This window comes from Massilia sp. DD77 (assembly GCF_036961685.1).
GTDB lineage: Bacteria > Pseudomonadota > Gammaproteobacteria > Burkholderiales > Burkholderiaceae_D > Telluria.
This window is the reverse complement of sequence record NZ_JBAMDH010000014.1, coordinates 92,678-105,528: the sequence shown is the minus strand read 5'-3', so window position 1 is coordinate 105,528 and position 12,851 is coordinate 92,678. Positions and strand designations below refer to the sequence as shown.

At 66.8% G+C, this 12,851-nt stretch carries 10 protein-coding genes; 1 reads left to right on the top strand and 9 read right to left on the bottom strand.

From position 1 onward, the window contains the following. Positions 1-87 precede the first annotated feature (87 nt). The gene (locus tag V7778_RS10315) at positions 88-873 is read left to right on the top strand and encodes a hypothetical protein (protein WP_335554852.1); all 786 of its coding nucleotides are present in this window, start codon (positions 88-90) and stop codon (positions 871-873) included. Between the two features lie 245 nt (positions 874-1,118). On the opposite strand, the gene V7778_RS10310 is transcribed toward V7778_RS10315, so the two are convergent. The 9 genes from V7778_RS10310 to V7778_RS10270 all read right to left on the bottom strand — a co-directional run bounded on the left by V7778_RS10310 (position 1,119) and on the right by V7778_RS10270 (position 12,618). Further along, positions 1,119-1,814 carry a fumarylacetoacetate hydrolase family protein gene (locus tag V7778_RS10310; protein WP_335554849.1) on the bottom strand — a complete coding sequence of 232 codons (696 nt, stop codon included), beginning with the start codon at positions 1,812-1,814 and terminating at the stop codon, positions 1,119-1,121. A 28-nt stretch (positions 1,815-1,842) separates the two neighbouring features. Further along, the gene (locus tag V7778_RS10305; protein ID WP_335554845.1) at positions 1,843-4,539 is read right to left on the bottom strand and encodes a hybrid sensor histidine kinase/response regulator; all 2,697 of its coding nucleotides are present in this window, start codon (positions 4,537-4,539) and stop codon (positions 1,843-1,845) included. A 146-nt stretch (positions 4,540-4,685) separates the two neighbouring features. Further along, positions 4,686-6,008, bottom strand: coding sequence for a DUF3422 family protein (locus V7778_RS10300; RefSeq protein ID WP_335554843.1), 1,323 nt, complete (start codon positions 6,006-6,008; stop codon positions 4,686-4,688). A gap of 40 nt (positions 6,009-6,048) precedes the next feature. Then, positions 6,049-6,990 carry a LysR family transcriptional regulator gene (locus V7778_RS10295; RefSeq protein ID WP_335554840.1) on the bottom strand — a complete coding sequence of 314 codons (942 nt, stop codon included), beginning with the start codon at positions 6,988-6,990 and terminating at the stop codon, positions 6,049-6,051. A 55-nt stretch (positions 6,991-7,045) separates the two neighbouring features. Then, positions 7,046-7,996, bottom strand: coding sequence for a glycoside hydrolase family 43 protein (locus V7778_RS10290; protein ID WP_335554837.1), 951 nt, complete (start codon positions 7,994-7,996; stop codon positions 7,046-7,048). A 47-nt stretch (positions 7,997-8,043) separates the two neighbouring features. Then, positions 8,044-9,027, bottom strand: coding sequence for a galactofuranose ABC transporter, permease protein YjfF (yjfF, locus tag V7778_RS10285; RefSeq protein ID WP_335554834.1), 984 nt, complete (start codon positions 9,025-9,027; stop codon positions 8,044-8,046). Then, the gene (locus V7778_RS10280) at positions 9,024-10,112 is read right to left on the bottom strand and encodes an ABC transporter permease (RefSeq protein ID WP_335554832.1); all 1,089 of its coding nucleotides are present in this window, start codon (positions 10,110-10,112) and stop codon (positions 9,024-9,026) included. Before V7778_RS10280 ends, yjfF begins: the two co-directional genes overlap by 4 nt. Then, entirely contained in the window at positions 10,109-11,647 is a 1,539-nt protein-coding gene (locus tag V7778_RS10275) for a sugar ABC transporter ATP-binding protein (protein ID WP_335554829.1), read from the bottom strand. Before V7778_RS10275 ends, V7778_RS10280 begins: the two co-directional genes overlap by 4 nt. Before the next feature lie 8 nt (positions 11,648-11,655). Continuing rightward, the gene (locus V7778_RS10270; RefSeq protein WP_335554826.1) at positions 11,656-12,618 is read right to left on the bottom strand and encodes an ABC transporter substrate-binding protein; all 963 of its coding nucleotides are present in this window, start codon (positions 12,616-12,618) and stop codon (positions 11,656-11,658) included. Positions 12,619-12,851: the final 233 nt, after the last annotated feature.

The window sequence follows — 12,851 nt, the reverse complement described above, 5'->3', positions numbered from 1 at the left end:
CTACCAAATTTTCGCGCGCGCACGGCCGGGCTGGCGGTTCAGGCGATGGCACAATGGCGTATCCGTTCATTTCTCTCGACTGGCCCCATGGAGCTTTTGTTCGACCGCTACCGGCAGGCGATCCGCGACCTCGACCTGGCCGGCGTAAGCTCGCCGCAGGCGATTCCCGCGGCCTTCCTGCTGGCGCGCGAAGGCCGCTACAGCAGCCACTACATTCCCTTCGAATCCGTGAACCCGGCCGCGCGCGTGGTGGTGGTCGGCATCTCGCCCGGTTTCGCGCAATGGAAGAACGCGATGCGCGAAGCCCGGCGGCAGATGGCGGCCGGCGCCTCGGACGAAGACGCCCTGCGCGCGGCGCGCCTGACGGGCGCCTTCAGCGGCGCGATCCGGCCCAATTTCGTGGCCCTGCTGGATGCGATCGGCCTGCAGCGCTGGCTCGGCATCGCCAGCTGCGCCACCTTGTTCGACGTCGACGCGCCCCTGGTGCAGGTAAGCGCGATCCTGCGCCATCCGGTGTTCGTCGACGGGAAGAACTACAGCGGCACGCCGGCCATGCCGCGCCAGGCCTTCCTGCGCGAGGAAATGCTGCGCTACTTCGCACACGAGGCGGCGATGCTGCCCGAGGCGCTGTATGTCCCGATGGGGGCGAGCGTGAGCGAAGGGCTGGAGTGGCTGGCGGAGCGCGGGGTATTGCGGGCGGACCGGATACTGCATGGGCTGCCGCATCCGTCGGGGGCGAATGCGGAAAGGGTGGCTTACTTTTTGGGGAGGAAGGAGAAGGCGGCCTTGTCGGGGAAGACGAATGGGGAGATGATCGATGCGGCGCGGGTGCGCTTGGTGGAGCAGATGCGCTTGTTAATGGCTAACAGCTAGCTTGATTGGTCTGCTGCAGAACCTGGGTCCCCGCCTTCGCGGGGATGACGGTTTTACGGTTAGCGTAAAAATATGCGTTCACCACTGCCTTGGGCACGGACGGTTTTACGGTTAGCGTAAAAATATGCGTTCACCACTGCCTTGAGCACGGACGGTTTTACGGTTAGCGTAAAAATATGCGTTCACCACTGCCTTGAGCACGTCATCCCCGCGAAGGCGGGGACCCAAGTTTGCGTGCACGGAAGTTAGCGCGTCCCGATCTCCAGCTCAAACGTCCCCACCCCATCCACACCACCCCGTACGCTATCCCCCGGCCGCAGCGCCCCCACCCCCGACGGCGTCCCCGAATAAATCAGGTCCCCCGCCGCCAGCGTGACAAAGCGCGACAGATAGCTGATCACATCCGCCACCGGCCAGATCATCTCGTTCACATCCCCCTGCTGCTTCAGCTGCCCGTTCACCTCGAGCCAGATGCGTCCCGCCGCCGGATGCCCGGTCTCGCTCGCGGGACGCAGCGCGCTGCACGGCGCCGAGGCGTCGAAGCCCTTGGCCATGTCCCAGGGTCGGCCGGCATCCTTGGCCGCGGCCTGCAGGTCGCGCCGGGTCAGGTCCAGGCCGACGCCATAACCCCACACCAGCGACAGCGCATCCTCGGCCGCCACGTCGGCGCCACCGGCGCCCAGCGCCACCACCAGCTCCACCTCGTGGTGCAGGTCCTCGGTCATGGGCGGATAAGGCAGCGCGCCTTCGGCCGGCACCACGGCGTCGGCCGGCTTGGTGAAGAAGAACGGCGGTTCGCGCGACGGGTCGCTGCCCATTTCACGCGCGTGGGCGGCGTAGTTACGGCCGACGCAGAACACGCGGCGCACGGGGAAACGGGCGGTGGAACCCGCCACGGCCACCGAAGGCGCGGCGGGAGCGGTGATGACGAAATCGGACATGCTTATCCTTTCAATAGCGGAAGAAGCATCATACCTGCGCCGCGGCGGCTGCCGCGGCCGAGGCCTCGAGGATGCGCACCAGCGCCGTCATGTCCACCGGCTTGACCAGGTGATGCCCGATCCCGGCCGCCAGCACGCGCTCGCGGTCCTTGGGCTGGCCGTAGCCGGTGATCGCCACCAGCACCGTGTGCGCCGTCTCGGGCTGGGCGCGCAAGCGTTCCGCCAGCTGGTAGCCGTCCATGTCGGGCAGGCCGATATCGATCAGCATCACGTCCGGCCGCTCGCTGCGCGCACGGCCGATCGCGGAGGCCGCATCGTAGTCGACCGAGACCGCATAGCCCTGCACGCTCAGCAGCATCGCCAGGCTGTCGGCCGCGTCGGTGTTGTCGTCGACCACGATCAGGCGCAGCTTGCGCTGCAGGGCGACGCCGTCCGCCGGCGCCCCGTCCCGCGGGTCGCCGCCTTCATTGCAGGCCGCCACGCAAGGCAGGGTCAAGGTGAAGGTGCTGCCCAGGCCGACGCCCTCGCTGTGTGCGCGCACGTCGCCCTCGTGCAGCTCCACCAGCTTCTTCACCAGCGCCAGGCCCAGTCCCAGCCCGCCCTGCGAGCGCGCCAGCGTGCGCGCGCCCTGGGTAAACAGGTCGAACACGTTCGGCACCAGGTCGGCCGGCATGCCGGAGCCGTTGTCGCGCACCCGCAGCACCATCTCGCCGTCGCGCACGTCCAAGCTCAGCGCGATGCTGCCCGCCTTCTGCGTGTACTTGGCCGCGTTGTTGAGGATGTTCGCCACGCTTTGCACCAGGCGGGTCTGGTCGCCCTTCACGTACACCGGATGGTCCGGCATGCGCAGCGTCACCTGGTGGTGCTTCTCCTGCACCAGGGGCCGGGTCTGGTCGAGCGCGCCCGTCACCACGTCGCGGAAATCCACCGTGCCGAGCTTGAGCTTGACCAGCCCGCGCGTGACGCGCGAGACGTCCAGCAGGTCGTCGATCAGGCGGCTCATGTGGCGCACCTGGCGGCTGATGATGGTGCTGGTCTGGCAGATACGCGGCTCGTTCGCGAACTGCATGCTCAGCAAACTGGCCGAGCTGCTGATCGGCGCCAGCGGATTGCGCAGCTCGTGCGCCAGCATGGCCAGGAATTCGTCCTTGGCGTGGCTCAGGCGCTCGGCCTTCACCCGCGCCGCACGCTCGCTTTGCAGCAGCGCGTCGCGCTCCAGCGCCGACTTCTGCGCGAATTCGTAAAGACGCGCGTTGTCCATCGCCACCGCCGCCTGGGCGGCCACGCCGGCGATGATGCGCTCGGTCCGTTCGCTGAACATGCCCGGCTCGGGATGGCCGAAGAACAGGCCGCCCAGCACCTTGCCCGAGCGCGACACCACCGGCATCGCCAGGTAGCTGCGCACGTGCAGGTGCCCCGCCGGCAGCCCCGCGTGGCGCGGGTCCGCCAGCACGTCGTCGCAGCGCATCGGCCCTTCGCCGCTGAACACGGGCCGGAACACGCCGCTCGCCGAGGGCGCGCCGAGCTGGCGCACCTGCTCGCAGGCGGCGCCGGTGAGCGCGTGCAGGCGCATCGGCTCGCCCTCGCCTTCGCTCTGGTAGAAGCAGGCGCCGAAGCGCGCGCCGGAAAGTTCGGTGCCGGCGTCGGTGACGGTTTGCAGGACGGTGTTCAGGTCGAGCGTCGAAGCCAGCACCTGGCCGCTGCGATTGACCATCTCGAGAATGCGGGTCTCGTCGCGCAGCGACTCCTCCACCCGCGAGCGGCGCACCACTTCGCGCGTGTGGCGCGCCACGTCCTCGGCCATCGCCACTTCCTGGTCGGCCCAGTGGCGGGCGCTCTTCTCGTGCAGGTAGAAGATCGCCGCCAGCCGGCCCTCTTCCATGATGGGCACGATCACCATCGAGCGTGCACCGATGCTTGCGTAGCCGTCCGCATACGGCGCGGCGCGTTCGTCGAGGGCGATGTCGTCCAGGCGCAGGGTGCGCCCGGTGTGCAGCTGGGCGATGATGGCGGGGCCGAAGGCGTCCAGCGGGCGCGATTCGCCGGCCAGGCTGGCGACGCTGCCGTCGGTCCAGTCGCGGTCCACGCTCACGGTGCGCCCGGCGGCGTCGATCTCGCCATAGCCGACCCGCGCCACGCCCAGGGTCTCGCCGGTCATGGCGCTGGCCGCCTCCATGATGTGCACGGCGTCGACCAGGCCGCCGAGGGTGTCGCTCAGCTTCAGGTGGAAGGCATGGCGGTGCTCGGACAGCACGTCGGAGGTGGTCTCGGACAGCGCGCAGTAGACGCCCGCCACGGCGCCCGCATGGCGCACCGGCGAAATCGAGGCGCTGAAAAAACGCCGTTCACGCTTGCCGTTGCGCTCGAACTCCATCAACGCGTTCTCGAGCTGGGTCGATTCGCCCGCCTGCGCCTTGGCGAAGGCTTCCTGCAGGCGCAGCCACAGTTCCGGACGCACTTGCGGATATGGCATGCCCTGGGCGGCCGGGTGCTTGTCGCCCAGCAGCTCGGCGTAGGCGTCGTTGTAGACCATGCGCAGTTCCGGCCCCAGCGCCATGAGCATGGGGAAGCGCGACCCGGCGATCAGCTCGGCGATGGCGCGCGGGCCGTCCGGCCAGCACGCGGGTTCGCCAAGGGGAAACGTGGGCCATGCGCGGCCCTGCGGATGGTCCGGCAGCGTTATACCGCCGACAGCCACGGAGAGGAAGCTGCTGTCGTTGTTCATCAGGATCGCCCAGTTCGGAATCACGTTGCGGCCGGCAGGCTTGCCACGTTGGTACGTGCTTGACCTCGTTTTTGTTGCACAGCCGCCAACTTTTTATAATCGGGCGATTATAACGAGCTATCAAAATCGGGCGCGCTCGATACACATCAATGCGATTTCTCGATTTTGTGGTGCACCCTCCGCTGGGCCAGCCACACCGCGCCGGCCACCACCGGCACCAGCACACCCAGGGCCAGGTCGGGATTCAGGGGCAATCCCGCCGCCTTGGCGGCCTTGCCGGCGTAGCCGAGCAGGCCGACCAGGTAATACGAGATCGCCGCCACCGACAGCCCTTCCACCGCAAGCTGCAGGCGCAGCTGCTGGGCGGCGCGCGCGTTGAGCGATTCCAGGATGCGGCGGTTCTGCATCTCCTGCACGAGGCCCACGCGGGTGCGCAGCAGGTCGTTGGTGTCGGCGATGCGCCGTCCCAGCGCTTCCTGGCGCGCCCCGGTCGCCTCGCAGGTGTGCATGGCGGGCTCCAGGCGGCGCTCCATGAACTCCTCCACGGTGGGCGTGCCCTCGATGCGCACCTCGCGCAGCTCCTCGATGCGGGCGCGCACGATGCGGAAATAGGCGCGCGAGGCCGAGAAGCGGTAGCCGTTGGCCAAGGAGAGCTTTTCCATGCGCGCCGCCAGGCGCGTGATCTGCTCCAGCAGGCGCTGCTCGTCCCCGTTCCCTCCGTCCGGCTGCGCCATGTCGGTGGCGACCATGGCGTCGGCCAGCTCGGCAAGTTCCGCCTCCACCCGGTCCAGCTCGCGGCCCACGGCGCGCGCGGCGGGCAGGCCCAGGAGGGCCATCATGCGGTAGGTTTCGATCTCCAGCACGCGCTGCACCAGGCGCCCCGCCTGCAGTTCGCGCATGCCGATGTCGCGGATGACGAAACGGCTGAAGCCGTCGGCCTGGATCGCGAAGTCGCTCCACAGCTCCGCGCCCTGCATCACCGAGGAGCGCGCCAGCAGGCTGCGTTCGAACACCTTGGGCAGGCTTGACGCGTCGGCGTCGCCCTTCACCAGGGCCACATGAGCGGCCGCCATCAGGCGCCCGGCCAGCTGCGCCAGCCAGGCCGCGGGCAGGTAGGCCAGCGGCATGTGGGCGAAGGCTTCCTGGGGCGCGACGTCTTGCGCCAGGCTGGAGGTGACGGTATAGGTGGCGAACTCGGTATGGCATTCCCACTTCAGGCTGAAGCTGCCGAAGTCGTGGAAGAAGTGACTGGCGCCCGGCCGCGGCGCGGCCACCCCGAAGTGCTCGCACAGCGCGCCCAGCAGCAGATGCTGGGAATGGGCCTGCGGCGGCCCGGATGCGACGCCGTGGTAGACCGCCAGGTGGGTGATCGCCTCGGGCGCGTCGAGCCGCAGGAAGGGCCGCGAGTGCAGCTCGGCCGCGAGCGGCACCCGCAGGGAATGGTTCAGCGCTCCGACGATGGCGTTCAAGGGATTCTCCGGTGGTAGGACCGGAGGCGTCTGCCGCCGGCTAGTAGATTTCGCTGGCCGCCGCGCGCACCGCCTTGAGCAGCAGGTCGGCGCCCGGCGACAGCAGATGGTCCTGCTGCCTGATGATACCGAAGGCGTCCATCTTGCAGGGTAGCTCGATTGGTAGAATACGCATCACATTGAGCGAGGCATAATATTGCGCGACCTCCTGCGGCATCACGTGCAGCGCGTCGGTCTGCTGCAGCAGCGCCGTCACCAGCAGCAGCGCGGTCGTATCGACCACGTTCACCGGCGGCACCAGGCCCGCGCGGCGGAACATCATGTCGAAGCGGTGGCGCAGGATGCTGCCCGGCGGCGGCAGGATCCACGGCCGGTCGGCGATGTCCTTCAGCTCCAGCTGCCTGTTCTCCAGCAGCGGATGGCCGGGACGCACCACCGCGCAGGCGGGTTCCTCGGTCAGCTCCTCGTAGATCAGGCCCGTGGAATCCTCCTTCTCGAGGATGCGGCCGATCATGAAGTCCAGGGTGCCGTGCTGCAGCTTGTCGAGCAGGACGTTGCTGGACTCGACCTGCACGCCGATGCGCAGCAGCGGCGCCTGTTCCTTGATGCGCGCGATCGCGCGCGGCAGCAAGGCCATTGCCGGCGACATGATCACGCCCACCTCCACCTGCCCCGCCAGGCCGGCCTTGAGCGCCACGATGTCGTCGTGGGCCAGCGCCAGGCTGGTGAGCGCCATGCGCGCGTGGCGGATCATCGTCTCGCCGTAGATGGTCGGCTCCATCCCGCGCGGCAGGCGCTCGAACAGCCGCACGTCCAGCATCTCTTCGAGATCCTTGATCTGCTTGGACGCCGCGGGCTGCGTCATGTGCAGCTCCTCGGCCGCGCGGTGGATGTTGCGGTAGTCGTCCAGCGCGATCAGAAGCAGCAGCTGGCGCGTCTTGAGGCGCGCCTTCAAAAACCAGTTCGGGTTCGTTGTATCCATCAGAAAATAATATCATTTTGGATATCAACTGGGCCGACATATCGCCGGGCGCTTATCACTTGCAGCCCGGGGACGGGTTGGCGGCCGGGCCCTCGGCGGTCTGGGCGACCTTGAGGATCTTGCCGTCCGGGCCGTAGCGCAGCTCCTCGACGGCGGCCGAACGGCGGAACTCGCCCCCGCCCGGCAGCTTGCCGTTGTGGTAGAAGATGTAGGACTTGCCGTTGAAGTCGACGATCGCCTGGTGGATCGTCTTGACGTTGGCGTTCGGCTCCATGATCTGGCCGCCCCAGGTCCAGGGACCGGTGGCGCTCGGGCCGGTCATGTAGACCGTCTCTTCCGGGAACTGGCGCGAATAGGTCAGGTAGTAGGTGCCCTTGTGCTTGTGCAGGTAGGCGGCTTCGGTGAACTGGTCCAGGCCGACGGTATGGATCGGACCGTCCAGCTCCACCATGTTGGGTTTCAGCTTGGCCCACTTCATGACCGTGTTGCCCCAGTAGAGATAAGCCTGGCCGTCGTCGTCGATGAAGACGGCGGGGTCGATGTCGTCCCACAGGATGGCGGATTGCCTGGTCATGTCGTTCGAGACCAGGGCCTTGCCGATGGCGTCCACGAAGGGGCCGGTCGGGGAGTCGGAGACGGCCACGCCGATGGCCTTGCCCGGGATGGTCGCGTGGTCGACGGTCGAGTAGAAGTAGTACTTGCCGTTGCGCTTGGTGATGTCCGAGGCCCAGGCGTCGCGGCCGGCCCACTTGAAGGTGCTGTACTTCAGCGGCGAACCGTGATCGGTCCAGTTCTTCATGTCGCAGCTCGAGTAGACGCGCCACTCGTTCATGACGTAATCCTTGCCGCCGGCGGGGGCTTCGTCCTTGCCGACGTAGAGGTAGACGCGGCCCTTGTCGACCAGGGCGGCCGGGTCGGCGGTGAAGATGTTCTTGACGATGGGGTTGGCGGCGTTGGCGAGTGATGCGGCGGAAAATAGCGCGGCCAGGACGCAGGGTTTGAACATGGGGTCTCCTTTGATTGATTCTTATGTTGGTGGCTGCGTGCGAACCGCTATCCTTTGGATTTGAACGCCATCACCCGCTGTACCACGCAAAACACAAACAGCAGCGCGCCAATGACGATCTTGGTCCACCACGAACTCAGCGTCCCATCGAAGGCAATCAGGGTCTGGATGGTGCCCAGCACCAGCACGCCGGACAGGGCGCCCGCCACATAGCCGTAGCCCCCGGTCAGCAAGGTCCCGCCGATGACGACGGCGGCAATCGCATCCAGCTCGGTTCCCTGCGCATGCAGCCCATACCCCGACAGCATGTAGAACGAGAACAGCACCCCCGCCAGCGCCGCGCAGAAGCCGCTGAAGGCGTACACCAGGATCTTGGTGCGCCCGACGCTCAAGCCCATCATGGCCGCCGACTGCTCGTTGCCGCCCACCGCATACACGGCGCGTCCGAACGAGCTGAAATGCGCCAGCCACACCGCCAGCGCCAGCATGAGCAGCGCGATGAGCGCGCCCGGCGACAGGAAGCCACCCAGGAAGGGAAGCTGGGTCTGCGACATGGCCACGAACAGCGGATCCTCGATGGTGATCGATTCGATGCTGATCAGGTAGCACAGCCCGCGCGCCAGGAACATGCCGGCCAGGGTCACGATGAAGGGCTGCAGCCGGAAGACGTGGATGATCGCCCCCATGCCGCCGCCGAACAGGGCGCCGAGCAGCAGCACGGCGCCGATCACCGCCACCGGCGGCCAGTGCGCCACCTGCAGCAGCCAGGCCGAGATCATGGTCGCCAGCGCCAGCACCGCGCCGACCGACAGGTCGATCCCGCCCGACAGGATCACGAATCCCATGCCGATGGCGATCACCAGCAGGAAGGCGTTGTCGATCAGGAGATTGAGCATCACCTGCAGCGACAGGAAGCCCTCGTACATCGCACCGCCGATCAGCAGCATCGCCGCCAGCAGCACCACCGTGACGAGCGAGGTAAAGGACGGCATGCCGGGCAGCGCCCGCACGCCCTGGATCAGCGCGCTCATGCCGCTCTCCTCTTCCAAAGCTGTTTGAATTGATCCGACTGGGAAATGCAGACCAGGAAGACCACGACCGACTTGACGACCATGTTGACCTCGGGCGGCACGCCCAGCGAATAGATGGTGTAGGTGAGCGTCTGGATGATCAGCGCGCCGATGATGCTGCCCACCAGGCTGAACTTGCCGCCCGCGAGCGAAGTGCCGCCCAGGGTCACCGCCAGGATCGCGTCCAGCTCCAGCAGCAGGCCGGCGTTGTTGGCGTCCGCGCTCTTCACGTTGGAGCTGATCATCAGCCCGGCCATGCCGGCGCAGGCCGCCGAGAACACGTACACGAACACGATCAGCGCCGCCGTGCGGATGCCGGCCAGGCGCGCCGCCACCGGGTTGATGCCGACCGACTGGATGAACAGGCCCAGGGCCGTGTGGCGCAGCAGGAAGGCGGTGACCGCGTACACCGCCGCCACCACGAACAGCGCGAACGGCAGGCCTGCCAGGTATCCGCTACCCAGGAAGAAGAAAGGCTGGTAGTAGACCGTGACGATCTGCCCGTCCGTCAGCAGCTGGGCCAGGCCGCGCCCCGCCACCATCAGGATCAGGGTCGCGACGATGGGCTGCAGGCCCAGGCCGGCCACCAGGGCGCCGTTCCACAGGCCGCACAACAAGGCCGCACCCATGGCGGCGCCGAGCGCCAGCGCCATCGGGGTCTGGGCCACGTACTCGGGCACGCCGTCGTTGATGACCATGGTCCCGCCGATCAGCATCGAGGCGACGGTGCCGGACAGCGCCACCACGGCGCCGACCGAGATGTCGATCCCGCGCGTGGCGATCACCAGGGTCATGCCGATCGCGGCCAGCATCAGGGGTGCGGCGCGGTTGACGATGTCGACCAGACTGCCGTACAGGTGGCCGTCCTTGATCTCGAGGCGGAAGAAGCCCGGAATCAAGAGGAAGTCGATCAGCAGCAGCACCGCCAGCGCGGCCAGGGGCCGGAACAGCGGATGCGCCAGCGCGGACGCGATGGGCGAAGGCCTGGGCGCCGGCGCGGCGGGGGCAGCCGGCGTGCTCACCGGGATGGGTTCCTTGACGATCATGCGCATTTCTCCCCGCCGGCGATCACGTGCAGCACCGACTGGTCGTCGAGTTCACCACGGCGGTATTCGCCGCAGGTGCGGCGGTCGCGCATGACGACCACGCGGTCGCTGACGCGCAGCACCTCGGGCAGCTCGGACGAGATGAACAGCATAGACATGCCCTTGCGGCACAGGGTCGACACATAATCCATGATTTCCTGCTTGGCGCGCACGTCGATGCCGCGCGTCGGTTCGTCGAGGATCATCAGCTTCGGCTCGGTCACCAGCCAGCGCGCCAGCAGCACCTTCTGCTGGTTGCCGCCCGAGAGCGAGCCGATCGGCGTTTCGATGCTGGCCGTCTTGATCCCCAGCTGTTTCACATAATAGCTAGCCAGTTCCTGCTGGCGGCGCAGCGGAATGGCACGCATCAATCCCTGCTTGGCCTGCAAGGCCAGGATCAGGTTCTCGCGCACGGACAGCGACAGGATCGCGCCCTCGTGCTTGCGGTCTTCCGAGCAGAAGCCGATGCCTTCGGCAATCGCATCGCGCGGCGTGGCGAAGTGGCGCGCCTTGCCGTTGACTTCGATGGCGCCGCTGTCGGCCTTGTCGGCGCCGAACAGCAGGCGCGCGGTCTCGGTACGGCCGGAGCCCAGCAGGCCGGCCAGGCCGAGCAACTCGCCCTTGCGCACCTCGATGTCCACCGGGGCCAGCACGCCGCGGCGGGCGAGCTGCTTCGTGCGCAGCAGGACTTCGTTGGCCGATGTGTCCTCACCCGCGCCGAGGGAAATCTGCTCCGGCGTTTCGTTGGCCGCCCCGATCATCTTGTTGACCAGGGCCAGGCGCGACAGCTCGCTGCAGGCGTATTCGCCTTCACGCTCGCCGTTGCGCATCACGGTGATGCGGTCCGAGATCGCGTAGGTCTGGTCGAGGAAGTGGGTGACGAACAGGATCGCCATGCCCTGCTCGCGCAGGCCGCGCAGCACCGAGAACAGCAGCTGCACTTCCGCTTCGTCCAGGCTGGAGGTCGGCTCGTCCAGGATCAGCACCTTGGCCGAGACACTGGTGGCGCGGGCGATGGCGACCATCTGCTGGATCGCCAGCGGATAGCTCGTCAGCGGCTTGGCAACGTCGATATGGATCTGCAGCTTGGCCAGCAGCGCGGCCGCCTGGCTGCGCATGGTCCGCCAATCGATCATGCCGAAGCGGCGCGGATAGCGGCCGATGAAGATGTTCTCGGCCACGGACAGGTTCGGGCACAGGTTGACTTCCTGGTACACCGTGCTGATGCCCAGCTCCTGCGCGTGCTGGGTGGAGCGGGGTTCGATCCGCCGCCCATCGAGGACGATGCTGCCGCGTTCCGGCTGGTAGACGCCGGTCAGCACTTTGATGAGCGTGGACTTGCCGGCGCCGTTCTGGCCCATCAAGGTGTGGACCTCGCCCGGATACAGGCGCAGGCCCGCATCCGAAAGCGCCTTCACGCCCGGGAACTGCTTGTGGATGCCGGTGACTTCCAGCACCGGCGTCGGGTTGGTCGAGGCAAGCGTAGGAGTGAGCACTGCGCGCCTCAGTACTTACGGTTCGGGAATTCCTTGGCCGCGACTTCAGCTGGGAACACACCTTCGTTCACGGTAATGCGCTTCGGGACGGGCTTTCCGGCCTTCACCGCCTGCGCCGTCTGGATCAGCTGCGGGCCGAGCAGCGGATTGCACTCCACCGTCACATTCAGCTTACCCTGCAACATGGCCTCGAATGCGCCGCGCACGCCGTCGATCGACACGACCAGGACATCCTTGCCCGGCTTCATGCCGGCTTCCTCGATCGCCTGGATGGCGCCGATGGCCATGTCGTCGTTGTGCGCATACAGCACATTGATGTTCTTGCCTTCGGACTTGATGAAGGCTTCCATGACCTCCTTGCCCTTGGCCCGGGTGAAGTCGCCGGTCTGGGAGCGGATGATCTTCAGCTTCGGGTTGCCGGCGATGACCTCGGCAAAACCCGCCTTGCGGTCCAGGGCCGGGGCCGAGCCCACGGTGCCCTGCAGCTCGACGATGTTGTAGCTGCGGTTCGGGTTCTTCTTCGCGTGTTCCACCAGCCAGCGCGCGGCGCGGCGGCCCTCTTCCACGAAGTCCGAGCCGATGAAGCTGACGTAGAGCGAAGGGTCGCTGACCTTGACGGCGCGGTCGGTCAGGATGACGGGGATCTTGGCGGCCTTGGCTTCGCGCAGGACGGTATCCCAGCCCGATTCAACCACCGGGGAGAAGGCGATCACGTCGACGCGCTGGGCGATGAAGGAGCGGATGGCCTTGACCTGGTTTTCCTGGCGCTGCTGGGCGTCGGCGAATTTCAGGTTGACGCCGGCCTTTCTGGCGGCGTCCTTGATGGAGGCGGTGTTCGCGGTGCGCCATTCGCTTTCGGCGCCGACTTGGGAGAAGCCGATGGTGAGGGGCTTGGCGGCAAAGGCAGGGCTGGCGATTGCGAACGATGCAGCCATGGCTGCGCCCAGGAGGTTCCTGCGGGTGAGTCTCATCACTTGTCTCCGGTATTGTTGTCACTCAATACTAGGGGAAAGTGAGATACTGATCCAATCACTTTTTTGAACCAGTAGATACTGATTTTGGCATCGAAATATGCCCCTCAGATAATTTTGCGCATCAGCTAGCGACAAAACCGTCATTCCCGCGAAGGCGGCAACCCATGTTTCCGTGCGTACCGCTGAGGTAACCGCTATCGATACGTCAGCAAACTTGGGTCCCCGCCTTC